The 18384-nt window shown below is 60.4% G+C and carries 17 protein-coding genes; 9 read left to right on the plus strand and 8 right to left on the minus strand.

Annotated elements, in window-relative coordinates; translation table 11 throughout:
- Positions 1-127: 127 nt before the first annotated feature.
- The 4 genes from CWO91_RS35680 to CWO91_RS35695 form a co-directional block, all read right to left on the minus strand.
- On the minus strand, positions 128-1138 hold the full coding sequence (locus CWO91_RS35680; protein ID WP_130220144.1) for an ABC transporter substrate-binding protein: 1011 nt from the start codon (positions 1136-1138) through the stop codon (positions 128-130).
- Between the two features lie 153 nt (positions 1139-1291).
- Positions 1292-2815, minus strand: coding sequence for a tripartite tricarboxylate transporter permease (locus CWO91_RS35685; protein WP_130220145.1), 1524 nt, complete (start codon positions 2813-2815; stop codon positions 1292-1294).
- A 3-nt stretch (positions 2816-2818) separates the two neighbouring features.
- On the minus strand, positions 2819-3301 hold the full coding sequence (locus CWO91_RS35690; RefSeq protein ID WP_130220146.1) for a tripartite tricarboxylate transporter TctB family protein: 483 nt from the start codon (positions 3299-3301) through the stop codon (positions 2819-2821).
- Positions 3298-4251 carry a Bug family tripartite tricarboxylate transporter substrate binding protein gene (locus tag CWO91_RS35695; protein ID WP_130220147.1) on the minus strand — a complete coding sequence of 318 codons (954 nt, stop codon included), beginning with the start codon at positions 4249-4251 and terminating at the stop codon, positions 3298-3300. Before CWO91_RS35695 ends, CWO91_RS35690 begins: the two co-directional genes overlap by 4 nt.
- A 368-nt stretch (positions 4252-4619) precedes the next feature.
- On the opposite strand from CWO91_RS35695, the gene CWO91_RS35700 reads away from it, so the two are divergent.
- The 5 genes from CWO91_RS35700 to CWO91_RS35720 all read left to right on the plus strand — a co-directional run bounded on the left by CWO91_RS35700 (position 4620) and on the right by CWO91_RS35720 (position 9466).
- Positions 4620-5798 (plus strand): branched-chain amino acid ABC transporter substrate-binding protein, encoded by a 1179-nt coding sequence (locus CWO91_RS35700; protein WP_130220148.1) that lies wholly within the window; start codon positions 4620-4622, stop codon positions 5796-5798.
- Between the two features lie 63 nt (positions 5799-5861).
- Positions 5862-6782: a branched-chain amino acid ABC transporter permease gene (locus CWO91_RS35705; protein ID WP_208753112.1), complete on the plus strand. Its 921-nt coding sequence runs from the start codon at positions 5862-5864 to the stop codon at positions 6780-6782.
- A 55-nt stretch (positions 6783-6837) separates the two neighbouring features.
- Positions 6838-7947, plus strand: coding sequence for a branched-chain amino acid ABC transporter permease (locus tag CWO91_RS35710; RefSeq protein ID WP_245471476.1), 1110 nt, complete (start codon positions 6838-6840; stop codon positions 7945-7947).
- Positions 7944-8747, plus strand: a complete 804-nt coding sequence (locus CWO91_RS35715; RefSeq protein WP_130220149.1) for an ABC transporter ATP-binding protein — start codon at positions 7944-7946, stop codon at positions 8745-8747. The genes CWO91_RS35710 and CWO91_RS35715 overlap by 4 nt, the downstream gene beginning before the upstream one ends.
- Positions 8744-9466: an ABC transporter ATP-binding protein gene (locus CWO91_RS35720; RefSeq protein WP_130220150.1), complete on the plus strand. Its 723-nt coding sequence runs from the start codon at positions 8744-8746 to the stop codon at positions 9464-9466. The genes CWO91_RS35715 and CWO91_RS35720 overlap by 4 nt, the downstream gene beginning before the upstream one ends.
- Positions 9467-9694: 228 nt before the next feature.
- Here CWO91_RS35720 and CWO91_RS35725 read toward each other — a convergent pair whose 3' ends face one another.
- Both CWO91_RS35725 and CWO91_RS35730 read right to left on the minus strand, forming a co-directional pair.
- The gene (locus tag CWO91_RS35725) at positions 9695-10297 is read right to left on the minus strand and encodes a Cache 3/Cache 2 fusion domain-containing protein (RefSeq protein ID WP_165405947.1); all 603 of its coding nucleotides are present in this window, start codon (positions 10295-10297) and stop codon (positions 9695-9697) included.
- Between the two features lie 416 nt (positions 10298-10713).
- The gene (locus CWO91_RS35730) at positions 10714-11649 is read right to left on the minus strand and encodes a DUF5996 family protein (protein WP_130220152.1); all 936 of its coding nucleotides are present in this window, start codon (positions 11647-11649) and stop codon (positions 10714-10716) included.
- A gap of 997 nt (positions 11650-12646) precedes the next feature.
- On the opposite strand from CWO91_RS35730, the gene CWO91_RS35735 reads away from it, so the two are divergent.
- Together CWO91_RS35735 and CWO91_RS35740 are read left to right on the plus strand one after the other, a co-directional pair.
- Positions 12647-13489, plus strand: coding sequence for a DUF1194 domain-containing protein (locus CWO91_RS35735; RefSeq protein ID WP_130220153.1), 843 nt, complete (start codon positions 12647-12649; stop codon positions 13487-13489).
- Between the two features lie 258 nt (positions 13490-13747).
- Positions 13748-14302 carry a thioredoxin family protein gene (locus tag CWO91_RS35740; protein WP_130220154.1) on the plus strand — a complete coding sequence of 185 codons (555 nt, stop codon included), beginning with the start codon at positions 13748-13750 and terminating at the stop codon, positions 14300-14302.
- A 161-nt stretch (positions 14303-14463) separates the two neighbouring features.
- Here the strand turns inward: CWO91_RS35740 and CWO91_RS35745 are convergent, their stop codons facing one another.
- On the minus strand, positions 14464-14682 hold the full coding sequence (locus CWO91_RS35745; protein ID WP_130220155.1) for a hypothetical protein: 219 nt from the start codon (positions 14680-14682) through the stop codon (positions 14464-14466).
- Between the two features lie 668 nt (positions 14683-15350).
- Here CWO91_RS35745 and CWO91_RS35750 point away from each other — a divergent pair.
- Positions 15351-16520, plus strand: a complete 1170-nt coding sequence (locus tag CWO91_RS35750) for a saccharopine dehydrogenase family protein (protein ID WP_130220156.1) — start codon at positions 15351-15353, stop codon at positions 16518-16520.
- 162 nt (positions 16521-16682) lie between these two features.
- Positions 16683-17966, plus strand: a complete 1284-nt coding sequence (locus CWO91_RS35755) for a S41 family peptidase (RefSeq protein WP_130220157.1) — start codon at positions 16683-16685, stop codon at positions 17964-17966.
- 217 nt (positions 17967-18183) lie between these two features.
- Here CWO91_RS35755 and CWO91_RS43850 read toward each other — a convergent pair.
- Positions 18184-18384 (minus strand): hypothetical protein (locus CWO91_RS43850; RefSeq protein WP_208753114.1); only part of this gene is annotated, 201 nt, incomplete at its 5' end.

An 18384-nucleotide genomic window follows, 5' to 3' on the forward strand; every position in this document is an offset into this window, starting at 1 on the left:
CAGCGGCTGTGGAGGGAAGCACTGAGCGATGTCCGGACTAACGCCGCGAGCCGACGTGACAACGGTTCAAGCGCACTTCGGCTCGGGGCCATGTACAGACTCATGCAATGCAGCAAACAGCATCGTCTCACTCCATCACCCTGTCAGCGCGCACCAGTAAAGCCTCCGGAACCATCACACCCATCGCCTTAGCCGTCTTGAGGTTGATCACCAGCTCGAATTTCGTCGGCTGTTCGACCGGCAGATCGGCAGGCATCGTGCCGCGCAAGAGGCTCGCCGCAAAATGTGCAGTACGGTCTGCTAACTGATCGTTGGATGGGCCGTAGCCGATAAAGCCACCTATCTCGGCCCAATAGGCCCATTGATACATGGCCGGAAGCCGCAGTGCTGCAACTCGTTCGATAATCAGCGGAACATTGCCGTCGAGCATTGAGGACGAAAAAACATTCAGCGCCGTGGCGCCCGATGCCTGTGCCTTATCGATAGTCGCGACAATCTCCTCGGCTCTGGTGATGCGATAGATTGAAAGCTCGACGTTTCTTGCGCGCGCCGCCTGTTGCAGGGCGCGAGCGTGTGGAATGCTGGGATCGGCGAGAGCCGCCATGCGGCGAATCCCGGGCACGGCTTCGATCAGGATGTCCTGTCGCTTGCCGTCAAGCTCACGGGAGAAAATGCTGATCCCCGTGTTATTGCCATTGGGCCGGGCGAACGATTCTACCAATCTTGCCGCGACCATATCGCCTGCGATCCCGACGATGGGAATGCTCTTGGTTGCCTGCTGTACGGCATGAATTGCCGCGTTGCTAGCAGCATAGATGACATCGGGTTGGGCTATGACCAGCTCCGCCGCATATTGCGAAATCAGATCGAAATGCGCAGCAAAGGCTCGGTAATCAATCGTGAGGTTTTGGCCTTTGAAACCAGCGCGCCGTAGTTTGTCGAAAAAAAGTACGTTAAAGAGAATATCGCGAGGATGCGGAGACAAGCAACCTAGGCGATATGTCCGTCCCGCTTTCTGGGCCAGCGCTGCGAGCGGCAACGCCACCACCGCACCGCCGACAAGCGTTATGAACTCGCGCCGTCGCATTTCGTCGCCCTCAAGGCTGAGCGACAGCCTAACATATGCTTCAAATCCCACCGGTATTATGCATCACAGCAATATGCGCGCTGATGTCGCAGATGGGTCAAAAGCGGCGGTCGAGGATCGTGGCGGATGAGTCCGTTTCACTCGCGATAGCTGCCCTAAGCGAACCACCGAGCGACCTCACGTGTCGCGGGGTGGAACTCGGCGTCAGAAGTCGTGCGCTTCCTCACGCGCAGTTCGCCGTCGATGACGCATGTTCTGCCAGACGGCCAACCCAACCGAGAGCGCCGCGCAGAGCAGCAACCCGCCGGAGATAGGCCGCGTGAGGAACAGCAGCGGGTTGTCGTCCGTCATGATCGCCCGAATCAGATTGATCTCGATCTGATCGCCGAGGATGAGGCCGAGGATCAGCGGCGCCAGCGGGAATCCAGCCTTAACCAGCGCATAGCCGAACACACCAAAGCTAAGCAGGACGTATACGCTCTGCATGGTGTTGTTGAGCGCGTATGCACCGATCACGCAAAGTACGAGAACGACCGGCGCGAGCACCGCGAGCCTCATGCGTGTGATCTGAATCATGAATGGCACGCCCACGGCCAAAATCAGCACCATCAGCGGGTGTGCCAGAATGTATGCGGCGTAGATACCGTAGGCGAGGCCGGGTTGCTGCGAGACGAACAGCGGCCCCGACTGGATTCCATGGATCGTCATTGCGCCAAGCATGACGGCGGTCACAGCGTCGCCTGGGATCCCGAACGCCATGATGGTCACCAGCGAGCCGCCGACGTTGGCGTTGTTGGAGGACTCCGACGCGATGATGCCTTCGGGCACGCCGGTGCCGAAACGCTCGGGGTGGCGCGAAAACTTCTTCGCCTGGTCGTAGGCCAGCATGTTGGCGGCGCTGCCACCGATCGCCGGCAGCACGCCGATCAGAATGCCGACGATCGTCGACCACAGCAGCAGGAACGGACGGCCGAGGATTTCGCCGATCACCTTGAGGTGGGAAATCTTAAGACTCGGCCGCACAGCCAGCGTGGCCTCTGGCACCTTTGGCACTCCTACTTTCTCGACGTCGGACATGATCTGGGCGAAGGCAAAAATCCCGATGAGCACAGGCAGGAACGGGAAACCGCCGCTAATGAACTCGGACCCAAAGGTGAAGCGCGGCACGCTACCGATCGGGTCCGTACCGATGACCGTGATCAAGAGGCCGATCGCTGTCGACAGGAGGCCCTTGATGAACGAGGCCTCGGCGAGGCCCGCCACCATCGCCATGGCCAGCACAAACAGCGAGAAATACTCCCATGGCCCGAACTCAAGTGCGATGGCCGCCAACGGTCCGGTCACTAGGATCAAGAACAGGCCGCCGAGCAGCCCGCCGAAGAACGACGACCATATGCCGAGCCAGAGCGCCCGGCCCGGCGCGCCCCCGCGCGCCATCGGAAAGCCGTCGAAGGTCGTGGCGATCGCGGAGGGCGTGCCCGGGATTCCAAGCAGACAAGCGCTGACCAAGCCGCCAGCGGAGCCGCCGACATAGACGCCGGTCATCGCGGCCAGTCCCTGCAGCGGATCGAGACCATAGGTGAACGGCAGAATGACGATGATCGTCATCGTGATGGTGACGCCCGGCAGCGCTCCGCCGATGACGCCTATGAGCGTGCCGGAGAACAGCGGAATGAGATACTTCCACTGCAGCACCGTCAGGAGCCCATGACCCAAAAGCTCGAACATCGCCTACCAATTTGTCCAGCTGCCGCGAGGAAGCAGCACTGTGAGGTACCGCTCGAAGAGCAGGTACGTCACCGCTGACGTGCCGATTGCTATGGCGGCCAGGACCGCCCACTGACGCCAGGTTATCGGCCTCTCGAGTGCCGCTTGCAGCGCGGCGACGAACAGGACGGTGGCGAGGCGATAGCCGAGCAGAGGCAGGAGCACGATGTAGACCGCGACAATGGCGAAGGAAAGCGCGACCAGGCCATAGGCCCGTCCTGCGTGTGCCGGCGCAGGGACGTCAGCCACGCTACCGCGCCGCGCGAGCAGGTCCTGCACGATCAGCACCGCGCTCGTGACGGCCATGAAGGTCAGGACGATGCGCGGATAGAAGCCCGGACCGACTGGCACCAGCGGCAGCTGCGGCAGTTCAAACGATTGCACAAGCAGAACCAGGCTGACGCTAAGGAAGATCAGCCCAGCGAAGCTATCGCGGCCAAGCCTCATTTCTTGACGAGGCCAACGTCGATCATGATCGCCTTGTTCTCTCGGTCAAGCTTATCGAGGAACGGCCCGTAGTCGCTGGCATCGAGATAAGCGACGCGCGTGCCCTGCTTCTTCATCGCCTCCGCAAACTCCGGTTCCTTGGCGGCTTTTCCGCAGGCTTCGTTCAGCTTGGCGCGCACGGGCGCCGGCGTGCTCTTCGGCACCATCAGGCCGCGCGACACCGCGTACACGATGTCCATGCCAAGCTCCTTCAAGGTCGGCACGTTCGGGATTTCGGGATCACGCTTCTCGGCAGCGATTGCAAGAAATTTCAGCTCACCTGCATCAACCTTGCCCTTCTGCGTCAAGTTGGCATCGGTCAAATCGACATGGCCGCCGAGAATTGCATTCATGCGCGGCGCAAGGCCTTCATAGGACACATACTTGAACTTGACGCCGGCCGCCTTTTCGATGAGCGCGGGGAAAATGTGGCTGGTCGACCCGAGGGTCGCCCCGACGGTGATCTGGCCCGGGCGCTTCTTGGCGTCGTCGGCAAGCTCAGCCCAGCTCTTCCAAGGCGTTTTGGGGCTCGCCGTCAGGATCGACGGCGTCGCAGAGAGCAGGCAGATCGGCTCGAAGTCCGTATATTTGACGTCGGTGACGCCGGCATAGTGCACAAGGTGGATGTAGTCGTGCACCGCATAAAGCGTATAGCCGTCCGGCGGCGAGCCTCGGGCTTCGCGCGCTCCGACGGTGCCCGAGGCACCGACGACGTTGGCGATCACGATTGGCTGACCAATGTGCTTTTGTAGAAGCGGCGCAAACGGACGGAAGATGCTATCCGTATCACCGCCTGCCGCCCACGGGACGACCATCTTGATCGGGCGCTCGGGATAACCTTGAGCCACCGCCGGCATGGCCATCGCGCCCAACGCTGCTATCACCGCCAAACTACGGAGCACTGCCCTCATGGTGCTTCTCCCTATCGCGGTTGATTGATTTTTTTAATCATAGCAAGGCGGCGGGACTTCGCAAACAATGATGCGACAAAGGTGGTCCGGCGGCGTTCGCGGCTCTCCGTCAAATCCAAACTCGTAGGGCGGAGTCCATGGGCGCCTTTGAGGCGCTTCGGAGACGTGCTATGCTATCAGCAGCCGACTGCTCCACGCGTGATCCGCAATTCTGAGTTGCGGACACCGACGCCTTAACGAGGTCGGTCGGCCATAGCTTGATTACTAGCCGGGGAAAACGCGAGCGCTAGGCTGCAGCATCATCCGTCGCAACCGTCCACCCGCAATGTTTCATCGGCTAGGGCGAGACGGACTTGAAGGAGGTCCGCATGAGCAGGTGTCTGTCGCTTGCAGCCACTTTCATTTGCGCTGGAGTGTTGGGCGTTACTGGCGTCTTGTCACCATCCCATGCCAAGGAAAAGATCAAGGTTGGTTTTATCGGTCCGTTGACCGGCGGCACATCCGCCAATGGTCTCGGCGGGCGCAATTCCGCGGATCTCGCTGTGCGGCTCCGCAATGCGGATGCGGAGGCCAAGTACGAATACGAGATGGTCGCGCTCGATGACGAATGCAAGCCGAATGTCGGCGTTCAACAGGCGACCAAACTTGCGACCGACAGGGAGATCATCGCGGCTGCGACGCATTACTGTTCGGCAGTGGCCATCGCCACGGTCGACGTCTATCACAAGTTCGGCCTGCCGGTGATCGTGTGGGGCGCGGTGCTGCCCGACATCACCTATCGGAACAAGTATGCCGAGGTGCACCGCGTCAACGGCACGATGATCAATCAGAACGAGCGCAATGCGGAGCTGCTGCCGAGCCTCGGCTACAAGACCTTTGCGGTGATCCATGACACAACCGACTACGGCAAGGGACACAACAAATATTTTAGCGAAGCGCTCGCCAAGCACGGCGGCAAGATCGTCGGCACCTTCGGCGTCACCTCCGACCAGCAGGATTTCAGCGCCGAGCTCACCCAGATCAAGTCGCTCAATCCGCAAGCCATCTATTTCGGCGGCTTGACGCCGATTGGCGTGCGCATCCGCGGTCAGATGGACAAGCTCGGGCTGAACACTGTGCTGTTCGATGGAACATCGGGGATCAAGTCCGATTCCTATATCGACGGTCTCGGCAAGCTGGCGGAGGGCTCGCTCTCCTTCATCGAGGGCGGCCCGACGGAGCGGCTGCCGGGTGGGAAGTTCTTCCTGGAGAAATACAACGCCCAGAATTACCCGAACCCGCCCGAGGCCTATGGCGGCTTCGCCTTCGCAGCCATGAGCCTGATCCTCGACACGATCGAGGAGGTGGGGCCCGACCGCAAGAAGGTGCAAGCAACCCTCAACAAGGTGAAGGATCGCGACTCGATCGTCGGCAAGATCACATTTGACGACCACGGACAGAACACGGTGGCCCTCATTACCGCCTTCGTGGTCCAGGATGGAAAATGGGTGGTCTGGGAGGACAGCGAATATGCGTCCGGAAAACGCAAGCTTCCGGGCCAGAATTAGCCTAGGCAGGAGAGCAAAGGTTTAGCAGCTTCCGTTTTGCTCCCGACAGGCTGGAGCCGCGGCATGGATCTGGGGCTGGTTGCCCAGCACACTATGAATGGGCTGATGCTCGGCATGATGTACGCGCTGGTTGCCGTGGGCTTTACCCTGTTTTTCGGCGTGCTGGACGTTATCAAGTTCTCGCATGGCGACGTGCTCACGGTCGGTGCTTTCACGGCGCTAGCCTCATTCATTGGACTGCAGAGCATCGGCCTCACCTCCGATGCGGTGGACCTCCTGGCCATGCTGGTAGCGGCCATCGGCGCCATGGCGCTGTTAGGGGCCCTTATCGCGCGGGCATTCATCCTGCCTTTGCGCTCCGCCCCGGCCCTCAACACACTTCTGATCACGTTGATGCTGGGCACGGTTCTACGTGAAGCCGTGCGGCTTTTTTATCCTGACGGCGCCAATCCCAAGCCGTTTCCGCGGCTGCTGCCGGCTCATTCCATCAACATAGGCAATTTCAACCTCAGGCTGGACAACGCGATCCTGCTGACGGCCGGCGCCCTTGTGATCGTCGGTCTGCAGCTCCTGCTTAACCGGACAAAGCTCGGGCTCGCGATCCGCGCGGTTGCGCAGGATGAGGAGACAGCCAAGACCATGGGCGTGAACTTCAATGCCATCGTGCTGATTACGTTTGCTATCGGCTCCGCCTTGGCTGCCGTCGCGGGATTGATGAACGGTCTCTATTATAACGAAATCAATTTCGGTATCGGGCTCTATCTCGGCGTGGTTGGATTCAGCGCCGCCATCATCGGCGGGCTCGGCAGTATCTACGGTGCGATCCTCGGCGGATTCCTGTTCGCTGGGCTGCAGACCATTGGCGCCGTCGCGTTACCCTTCGCGAGCGCCTACAAGGATGTGTTTGCGTTCGCCGTGGTGATCGCGCTCATGGCGTGGCGACCGACCGGTCTCATTCCCGAGAAGTTGAGCGAGCGGGTGTGATATGGCGCTTTCGGGGAACGATGGAAAGCGGTCGCTCCTGCCGGGAGCCGCTGCCGTGGTCCTGGTCACGGTATTCCTGATCATCCTTCTGCGGGTTGAAAATCAGAAAGGGATCATCGCGCTCCTGGCCCTTGGTATCGGCGCCATTATCTTGGCCAACCGGCTCGGATTGCTGAAGCCCGTTACGCACAGTTTCAGCGAGCGGGAAGACGCGCTGGGGCTGCTCACGATGTTCGCGACGCTCGCGGTTGGCGCGGTCTTCCACGAAGACCATTTCGTCCTGCTGCTTGTCTGCACCGTGGTGCTTTACACCGTCGCGACACTGGGGCTGAGCATCCAATTCGGCTATGCGGGGGTGCTCAACTTTGCAGGCGCCTCGTTTTTTGGCATCGGTGCGTACACCGCTGCGTTGCTCAATCAGCTTACCGCCATTCCGCACCTGCTCGTGCTCTTGATTGGCGGACTCATGGCGGCGCTGATCGGATCGCTCCTCCTGCTGCCCGTCTTGCGCACGCGCGGTCATTATGCGGCGGTGGTCACCATCGCGTTTGCACTCCTGTTCAAGACTTTTCTGGAGGTGAATGACGTCCTTGGAGGTCCCCAGGGGCTTCAGGTGCGAGGCATGACGATCCTCGGCTGGTCGTTCAATGACAATATCGAGATCGGTGGAATAGAGCTGTCGTTCTATCTCAATTATTTCGTCATGAGCATGATGATCGTGGTCTTGGCTTTCGTCGTCGTGCGACGGCTTGAGCGGTCCTGGATCGGCCTCAATCTCGATGCGCTGCGGCTGGACGAGATCGCCGCCGGTTGCTTCGGACTCAATATCGTACGCTGGAAGATAACGGCCTTCCTGCTCGGCAATTTCCTAATCGGCGTTGCCGGCACGTTGCATGGGATGGTCGTCGGCTTCGTCCAGCCGAACAACTATACGTTCGCCGACTCGCTCGTCCTGGTATCGATCCTGCTGCTCGGGGGCATCGGCAATCCCTGGGGCGTGGCCGTGGCAACCTTGATCGTGGTCATCGTTCCCGAGAAGCTGCAGGTTATCCAGGAATATCGCTTTCTGCTCTATGCCGCGTTGGTCATGGTGGTTCTGCTGTTCCGGCCCGAGGGCCTGTTGCCTCGGCCGGTGCGCAGATATTTCCCCGGATGGCGGCCATGACGCGAAATCCCGCGCCGCGTGAAGAATTGCCGCTGGTGCTCGAGGCGCGGGGTCTGATCAGGCGTTTTGGGGGCGTCCTGGCGCTCGATCATCTCGACCTCGATGTCGCACGGGGCGAGATTGTTGGCCTGATCGGCCCGAACGGCTCCGGCAAGACCACATTCTTCAACGTGATCACCGGGATCTACTGGGCAGATGCAGGTCACGTGTCCTTCGACGGTGCCGAGATTACGCGGGCCACCCCGCAAGCCATCTATCACGCAGGAGTATCGCGCACGTTTCAGCGCTCGCGGCTGTCCCTGCCGCTGTCGATCTTCGACAACATCATGATCGGCAACCACAAACGCCTCAACCAAGGCCTGTGGTTCAATCTCGTCACGCGCCACGCGTTCAAGGCCGAATTCGAGGAGAGCTTTGCCGAAGCGCAAGCTTTGGTCGAGGTTTTCGACCCGCCGCTCGCTCGGCGCATGCTGGAGCCGGTCGCGGGCCTGCCCATGATCGACCGCCGCCGCATCGAGATCTGCCGCGCGCTGATCAGCCGCCCCCAGCTGCTGCTGCTGGACGAGCCCTCCGCCGGCATGACGCACGAGGAAACGAGCCAGCTCATGGACGACATATTGGAAGTGCGGAAGCGACTCGATGGGCTTTCGATTGTGATCGTCGAGCATGAGATGGGTGTCATCGAACGCATCACCAACCGTTGCGTGGTGCTCAATTTCGGCCGCAAGATCGCCGCTGGTACATTCGCGGAGATCGCCGCCGACCGAATGGTGCAAGAAGCATATCTGGGTCTAAAATGACGAACGACGGGGCCAACGCGCTCGTGATCGAAGGCGTCTACACCGCCTACGATCAGGCCAACGTGCTCGTGAACGTCTCGCTGACGGCCGCGTCGGGCAAGATCACCTGCCTCCTCGGTGCCAACGGCTCTGGCAAGACCACATTGATCCGCTCGATCCTCGGACTGACGCCACCGAACAGGGGTCGCATCCGATTCGGCGGCGTGGACCTTGCGGGACTTCCGACCCACCGGGTGATCGCGGCCGGCATTGCCTGCATTCCCGAAGGGCGGCGGGTATTCGCAAGGCTCACGGTCGAGGAAAATCTGCGCATGGGCGCTTATCGGGAGACATCGGACGCTGCTGTCGCGCAGCGCTTGGCGCAAGTCTATGCCACCTTCCCGCGGCTCGGCGAGCGCCGCGATCAGCTTGCCGGCACCATGTCGGGAGGCGAGCAGGCGATGGTGTCCATTGGCCGGGGACTCATGCGCGCGCCGAAGCTTCTCCTCATAGACGAGCCTTCGCTCGGCCTCGCGCCCATCCTGGTGCGCGAGAACTTCAAGATCATTCGCCGCATCAACCAGCAGGGCATCACGGTTTTCCTGGTCGAGCAAAACGTCCATCAGACGCTCGCGATCTCCGACTACGGCTACGTCCTCTCCAAGGGCCGCGTCGTTGCCGCTGGCGAGCCAGGCGAACTCAGTCAAACGAAGCAGGTGCACGAGGCGTACTTCGGATAATGGTTCCCACTTGTCGCTGGCGCCTCACGCTGAGGGTTGTTCCCGCGATCGTAGCGATGGGACCCCATATGCTTCGGATTGCAAATCAGGTTGCTCGCCAATTGTAATCTGCTTCGGCTCATGAGGCTCGATTTGGCGACAACTCATCAACTTCCGGTTTGCCCCCAGACAGCCGACATACGGACGATCGCTCTGTTTGGTTGGTTTGGGCCAAGGGCGGCCAGCCCATCAACCGCATCCATCCACCCGTGAACCACGGCCCGCGCGAGAGGGGTCGGATGCTTCTCGTTGAGGGCCGCAGTTGCGTCGCTGTCCGTGAGGGCATAGCGGCGTCATGTATCGGGTCGCGACGCGGATGTACTCGTCACCACTCTTCACGAAGATCGTGGCCGTCCCCTGAACCTGCTTTACGACATCATCAACGAGCTCGAAATTGTTGTTCATCCTGGTTGACCCAAAATAGATGGCAGGCGCTGCTTTGCCGCCGACAGCCTCTGTCCCTTCGATCTTGGGTGGACCTAGTCTATTCGCCTTCGACTCCAGGAGCTCCATCGCGGCCTTTACCTTCGCATCCTGAGCCTGGCCAACGTCCGGCAGAAACATGATGGCCCCGATGAGGCACGCGATTGCCCGGATGACGTTTGCAATTTGCTTGAGGTTCATGAGCCTTCCTCCAAATGAAAAACGCCTGCATGCGCCAACGGTCGTCTCCGTACTTTCGGCGACGACGCGGAAGATCCTGCTGCGGCGGTTTGGGTTTAACGTCACGCGATGACCTCGCACCTGAATCGGCGTGCCGGTACGCGTCTCGACCAAGTCCGGCATGCTCATGGGCCAGGTCCTTGGATCAATCGAATGTACGTCCAGATTTTCGTCAAAGCGCGCGCGGACTATGTCCCGCGCGTAGGGCAGCATACCGCTGAATAACGACGCGGCTCACTGCAAATTAGGGCAGCACTTCTACCTTTAAGAGGGCCATTCAGCGAGCCGCCTTGGGCTTGGCCTCGGCATCTATGGCGCAGTTGGGTCAAAATGCGAAGAACTCAACGTGAGCAAATCTAGTCCGCTCTATCCCCTTGAACAGATCTCGACGAGGCATGCGGACTTCGCCGATGGGGCAGAAAGCCGACATGGCGACCAAGTTATTCAAGCACCTCGTCGGCGCACGCGATCAAGCTTTCCGACAATTCAAAGCTCATCGATTCGCTGTCCTCAAGCTGAAGATCAACTGTGGGACGTTAGGCCGCTTAGCTCAATGGTCGCGGTCGGCGGGGTACGCCGGTGGGACAATCGAGGGCCATGCGATCCCAATGACCGAGGTCGGCTGCCGCCAGATACGTGCTCTCCAGGAAGGCTGTCAGCGCGACCTCTGGGCCAGCCGATTGTCTCACGACATCATAAGGCAGAAGAAATTCCCCGAGCTTCCGGTCAAAGTAGGCCCCATCAGGCATCACTTTCGCGTCCGCAAGACCTGCAGGAGCGGGATAGGCATAGGAGTAAAAGGCCGCAAAATCCGTGCCGCCGCCGCCCGGCCAAAAACCTGCCGACGAGACTTCATGACTGTATGCCTCGCGGGTCACCTCGTCCGGCAAAGCCGGAATGCCACCCGGATGTAGGGGCGCGGGGCGTCCGGAGAAGCGCGTGACCGCTAGATCAAAGCTGCCCCAAAAGAGATGAACCGGACTAGCCTTTCCGATGAAGCCGGTTCGAAATCGGGTGAACACATTGTTGGCGAGGACGAGCGCCTCGAAGAACCTTGTCACGGCTGCAGCATCGTAGGGCCTCTTTTGCCGATCATCGCGAAATGGGATGGGAGCTGGCACCTCGCTGGGTCGGTCGTGAAGCTCCGGCGTGCCCCCAATACGCCGAACGAGTTCGAGGAAATGTGCATAGAAGTCAGCCACAGACATCGGTCCTAACGGAAGCTCAGTCGTGCGCCCGTCTGCCGCTTCTCCGATGACGGCATGTTTCCGGAGATCAAGGGTGATCTCAATGCCAGCCCCGTCCGGTACCAGCGAAGTCGTCAACCCGCGTGCGTTGACGTAGAGGGTCGCGTGCCAGGAATGGTTGAGCCAAGGCGTTCGTGCAAGTCGGTACTTACCCACAATCTGCGAATACATATGGAGCGCGGAACATGTCTCGCGCCACTTCTCGAACGGGATGTCTGGCCAGTTTGCGTTCACGGTGCTTCCTCCAACTAAGCTTCATCCGGGTGGTCACAGCACCGAGATGATGTTAGGCGCGGTCCATTCGGCGCTCAAAACTAGACCATGAAACGCGAGTAGAGCTAGTCTTCCATTGTGACGCCATAATGCGCGACTTCGCACCGAAGACGCTTGTGGCGCGAAGCGATCATTCGCCAAACTCCCATAGTCGGCTTTGGTCAGGCTCGGAACTAAGTGTTGGCGCGAGCCTATTCCGGTTTGTCACTAAATCAAGACACGGCGACCTTTGGCGGGCGAATCTCGCTGGGTGTATACAAGGCGCGCCCTCGCCGGCGACAACCGTCTTTCTCGAGCATCCAATGGTTGGATTCACACGGCCGCCCTGCGACGCGGGAGTCATCCAGGCGACAACCTGCTTTGACCAGGCTCTGTCGTAAAGCCGCAAGTGGCTGACGCTGGCGGCGACCATGGTCGGGTCGAGAGCATGGCGTTCCTCAACGGGTCGCGATCAAGGATTGAGCTTGATGCTAGATGAAGCCTCCCTGCCCTTTCAGACAAGTAGTGAAGTTTGCGCGCGAAAGAAGCGAGACGACCGTGGTTTCCAACCGTAGCTTTCGTCGGCCCGCACAAGAACACGAGCCATTGTAACGAGGTTCGTCGGTGCGGTAATCGCTCGCACCGCTCACCGGACATCGTCCCCTAGACACCTCGGTCCGCTTTTGCGCCAACAGCTTCACCACTATTCGATCGGTGGAATGGTGCGCAACCAGGCAACGAGGGCGTTGAGATTCTGCCCAGTCATCTTGCTAACTGGAATCTGGGAAGTCTCATCGGTGTCCTGACAGGTAAAGCCTTTGGGGTTGGCGCGACCCGGAAGCACGAGGCAGTTCCGGGCTTCTACTCATCGTCCAGAGCAAGCCTCGATCGCTGCGAACGAGGACGACAATTGCATGTTTCCGCTTTTCCGAGCGCGTTTTGGGTGTCACCATGCTCGTGAAAGGACGGGAGGGCCGCCATGCGCTGGTGTGTCTCGGTCGGGGCGGTGCTTGTTGCGGGGGCGATGGTCGGAGGTGACGTTGCTGGCATTGCCGCGCCGACCCCGAACTCTCGATTCGCCGACACCAACCACAGTGTACAACCCGTCAATGTCGAGCTCGTTATCGCCGTCGACGTCTCCTATTCGATGGATATGGACGAACTTGCCATTCAGCGCGAGGGCTATGCACAGGCCATCGTCTCGAAAGACTTCCTTCAGGCCTTGAGGGCCGTTCCGGGCAGCAAGGTGGCCGTGACCTATTTCGAGTGGTCGATGTCGGGCGACGAGAAGATCATCATTCCCTGGCGCATGATCGACGGCCCGGAATCGGCGGATGCAGTGGCCGCCGAAATCATGAAAACGCCGGTTCGCCGAGGTTCAAGTACCTCGATTTCCGGCGCGATTAGTTTCGCACTGCGGCTGTTCGAAGAGAATCCCTATCGCGGGTTGCGGCGCGTCATCGATATCTCCGGCGATGGGCCGAACAACGATGGAGCCTCCGTAACCGGCGCGCGTGACGCTGCCCTGGAGAAGGGCATCATCATCAACGGCCTCCCGATCATGGTGAAGGAGCCATCCCTTTCGGCGATCGATATCGAGAATCTCGATCTCTATTACGAGGACTGCGTGATCGGGGGACCCGGCGCCTTCATCATGACGATCAAAGATCGCGAAAAATTCCAGGAAGCGATCCGGACCAAGCTTGTTCGCGAAGTTGCGGGCCTCACGCCAGAGAGCGGGATCGTCCCAGCCGCCGAGAAAGAGCCCCGGGTGCCCTGTCTGATCGGCGAAAAAAAATCGCAGGAGCGCGGCCGGCGGTGAGTGTCGAGACAATCATTCAGAGCCACCGGACGAACAAACTTTAGACAGCAGTTTATCATGGTCGCCGCCCCACGCGCCGGGGCATTGGAGGTGCTAACGTCCGTTCGTGGCCCACACCGACGAATTCCCGCGCTCGTCCAAATGCAGCTGTTAAGGGTCGACCGGAAATGGCTGACGACGGCGACTGGCGAACAGGTTTTGGAAACTGTGCCCCAGCAGGCCGTCGTCAGCATATATTGGGGCACAAGGAGGTGCGATATGGCAACATCAGCTACCCAAGTCGTTTTTGATACGCCGGCGGCGGTGTTCCAGCTTCCGGCCACCGACGGCAAAACTTACGCACTGGACGACGTTGCGGGCGAAAACGGCACGGTCGTCGTCTTCATCTGCAACCATTGTCCCTATGTTAAAGCGGTGATCGACCGCATGGTTTCGGACGCCCGCGTGCTTATGTCGGAGAGCATAGGCTTTGCGGCGATTTGCTCGAACGATGCGGCGAGCTATCCCGAAGACTCATTCGAGAATATGAAGCGTTTCGCGAAGGCTCATGATTTCCCGTTTCCATATCTCCACGACGAGACCCAGACAGTCGCTCGGGCGTATGGGGCGGTCTGTACGCCGGACTTCTTCGGTTACAATGCCGACCGCAAGCTCAAGTATCGCGGCCGGCTCGACGAAGGGCGCACAACTCCGCCTCGCGCGGGGGCGCCCCGAGAGCTTGTCGAGGCCATGCGCGCGATTGCGACCACCGGTCTGGCGCCAGCTGACCAAAAGGCGTCTATTGGCTGCTCGATCAAATGGAAGGACGAATGAAGCCGATCCCTGTCAACAGGTTTCGTATCTGAGACCGCCGCGTGTGGCAGCATTTGCTGCACCATGTGCGATTTCACTAGCGGCATCACAAGGGCCCTGCGGCATTGCCGGGGTCGCATTTGCGCGCCTTCTCCTTCAGGTCTGCTTCCGGGGCTTTGTGTTTAGGACCACGGCGGCTCTTCGCTCGCCCCGGCTGCCTCGTGGTGGATCGTGATACCCGCCGAACGCAAGCCGCTCAACAATACCGTTCTTACAGAGGCACCATCGAATCCAATATCCTTGGCGTTTGGTGGATGTGCCTCGCTGCCCTTCAATCGGAGCGCCAAGTGCAGTTGCTCGCAAAGGTGCTGAACGACGAGATTGACCTGATCGTCAGTCATGATCTGCTTTTCCTGCTACCATTTTGCTATCCAACTAAGTAGCACACACGAAAATTGGGCGGTACGCGATTGGACCGCCCCCGAGGATCGACCCCACGCGATTGCCATGTACTTCAGCATACGCTTGGGACGAAAACCAGAAGCGGGAACCCCGTGTCAATCACTGGCGATGCCCAACGGACGGTGCCGCATGACGGGGACCTTCGCTCGGCGCTCCGTAGGGGAATAAGGTCTTCGGGGCTCGACACGGCCGACGACGCGGCGCGGCATGTCCGCGCCTGGCCGGTTTGGGACATGCCAACCGGCCTGGAAACTGTCCGCTTATCGAGGTAAACTGGAAGTGGCTCGCCCGCGGTCAAAATGGCGTATTGACTCCAACCGGACGTTGCGCGCCCCAAGACAGGAACTGTGGTATCCTCCGTCAACGCGATGGGACGGTCCAATGAAAGCGGCTGCCCCTCGAATGGCACTTGCTGCGCGTCCTCCTGTCCTCGCCGGGCTCCGGGACAGCACAAAATGGCCTGGCATCCCCACCTCTTAGGTGCTGCTCGCACGCGCCGACGAGGTGATCGAATGAGTGCGCCAGGCAAGCTGGTGCGATCCAGCCGGCGGAAGACCGGTCCGAGTAAGGGGTAGCGCTCTCCCGGGTCTCGAGGAGGACCAGCATCGTGAAGCGGGACTTCGACCTCATCGTCTATGGCGCGACGGGTTACACCGGCCGTCTCATCGCCGAATATCTGGCGACGTCCTATCGGGGCGACGATGCGCCGTCCTGGGCGATCGCGGGACGCTCGACCGACAAGCTTCAGAAGGCGCGTGCCGACATCGGCGCACCAGACGATTTGCCTTTGGTGAAGGCGAATGCCGGCGAGCCGGCCAGCCTACGTTCGATGTGCGAGCGTGCGGCCGTGATTATCACGACGGTCGGGCCTTATCAGCTCTACGGCGCCGAGCTTGTGGCGGCCTGCGCGGCCACGGGCACTGGCTATGTCGATCTGTGCGGCGAACCGGCGTGGATGCGGCGCATGATCGACGCCCATCACGAAGAGGCGAAACGGACCGGCGCGCGCATCGTCTTCTCTTGCGGCTTTGATTCCATCCCGTTCGATCTCGGCGTGCTCACGTTGCAGGAGAAGGCGCGCGAGAAATTCGGACGCCCCGCGCGGCGGGTTAAAGCCCGCCTGCGCAAGGTGAAAGGCGGCATGTCTGGCGGCACCGCAGCGAGCGCTCAGGCGACATTTGCCGCCGCCGCACGCGATCCCGCCCTGATCCGGCTGCTGACCGATCCCTTCGCGTTGACGCCGGGGTTCACCGGGCCGTCTCAGCCGTCGGGCCTCATCCCCGAATACGACCCGAGTATGAACGTGTTGCTCGTGCCGTTCCCCATGGCGCCGGTCAACACCAAGAACGTGCACCGCACGAATTTCCTGTTGGGGCATCCCTACGGCACGGACTTCGTTTACGACGAGATGATGGTCGCGCCGGGATTTGGGGAAATTGGTCGCGTGACGACGGAGACGTTCGCCACGATGGTTTCCTTGCTCGGGACCGGCGGTCTCAAACCGGGCGCAGGCCCGGCTCGGGAAGAGCGCGAGAAGGGCTTCTACGACATCCTCTTCCTGGGCGAGCTGCCGGATGGCGGACGGGTCGAGGCGGTCGTCACGGGCGATCGAGATCCGGGCTACGGCTCGACCAGCAAGATGATCGCCGAGAGCGCTCTCTGCCTCGTGCGCGACGTGCAGGGCGAGGGCGGCATTTGGACGCCGGCGGCGCTGATGGGTCCGGTGTTGCGCGAGCGTCTGAGGGAGCGCGCCGGCCTCACCTTCGGCGCGCGTTGAGGTAACGCTCAGAACTGCAGCAGCATGTTGGATTACGTGGATCGTAACCAATGAGAGCGCGGACTGGCGTGCGCGGCCTCAAATCCGGTTCAATGGCCGCTTTCGGCCCGTTTGAGACATCCCCTCTGGCTCTGAGAATGTCCGATTATCTAAGGTTTCACGATGAAGAAGGTAATCAACTCAGCACCGTCGCGCCGCCACTTTTTGCGGCTGACGTCCATGGCCGCGGCATCAGCTCTGACTCCAACGGTGTTGTGGGCCGAGCAGCAAGAAGCCGCGGATTCGGCCACATCCCAGGCCGTGTCCGCACGCATTGCCACGTTCGAGGAGGTATGGCGGACCGTGCGAGACCGGTTCTACGATCCGCACCTACACGGGCTCGACTGGTCGGCGGTCCGGGAACGTTACTTGCCGGACGCCACGCGGGCGAACTCCGAAGAGGCGCTGGCCGGCGTCATCAATAGCATGCTGTCTGAGCTGCATGCTTCGCACACCCGCTACTACACACCGTACGAACCAGAGTATTACCAGCTTTCCGACATCTTTGCTGGTGCGTTAAGGCGGCGCGGACTGGAACGTGTTTTTCCGAGTGGCCGTATCGCCTATCCCGGCATTGGCGTCCTCTCGCGTCTCGACATGCAGGGCCGCAGCCTGATCACCGGTGTCATAGAAGGCACGCCGGCCCAACAAGCCGGCCTGCTCGCTGGCGATGTGATCGTGTTCGCCGATGGTGCACCGTTTCAGCCGGTACAGTCATTCCGTGGCAAGGTCAGCAAGGAAGTTGTGCTGGGGCTGCGTCGTGCCACCGCGTTTATGCAACTATCGGTTACTCCGGTTGAATTTGAGCCCAACAAAATGTTTTTGGACGGATTGAAGGCCAGTGCCCGTATAATACCGGCCAACGGCCGAAGCATCGGCTATGTTCATGTCTGGTGCTACGCTGGCTCCGTATATCACAGGACGCTCGAGCATCTTCTATCGCAGAGTCCCCTGAACGGCGCCGACGCGCTGATCTGGGACTTGCGTGACGGCTGGGGCGGCGCGATCCCCGGGTATCTTGATTTGTTCAACACGCGAGCGCCGACGATGCACGTCACTGATCGCAATGGCGCCAGCGAACTCGAGAACGTGAAGTGGCGCAAGCCCGTTGCCATGCTTGTCAACGGTGGCACCCGCAGCGGCAAAGAGATCCTTGCCTATGGCTTCAAGAAATATCGGCTTGGCGAGGTCATCGGTAGCCGGACCGAGGGAGCTGTCCTCGCTGCGACGGCATTTCTCATTGACCGCGGCTTGCTGTTGCTCGCGGTCGGGGACGTGCAGGTCGACGGCGAGCGGCTGGAAGGCGTTGGCGTCGCACCCACGATCGAGGTCCAAGCTGACCCGGCCTCCATGGGTCTAGGTGATCCTCAACTCAATCGTGCAATCGCAGTCCTATCCGTGGCCTGATCCTCGGGAGGCAGCCCTGCTAGCTCTGACCCTGATCCGCGGGGACCGGACGCCACAAGTGAAATGTTGCGTTTCTTGCTAGAGCATTCGCTCCCACGGCAGCTAGGCTAGAGTTAGGCTGCTCGTGGCCCCTGTGAGACATTCGGGCCAGCCGAATGTCCGGTTTGCGCCAAGAGCTGCCCTTCCCGCCAGGTCGCATTTTGACCCACAAGAGACATCAACCGGATCGCGAGATGGAAACGAGCACCTCCGGGGTGCGTTGATTTTTCTGGGTACTACGAAAGGCAAAACTGCACAGCGCCACGTATATGGCCGATTGGATGAAACCCTTCGCCCGGACGATCGACGCGGCAAAGAAGTACGTCATGTCGAGGAGGATAGCGAGATGACAGAACGAATTTCGCTGGAGGGAAAGGTC

Origin of the sequence: Bradyrhizobium genosp. SA-3, from assembly GCF_004212635.1 — a bacterium.
GTDB lineage: Bacteria > Pseudomonadota > Alphaproteobacteria > Rhizobiales > Xanthobacteraceae > Bradyrhizobium.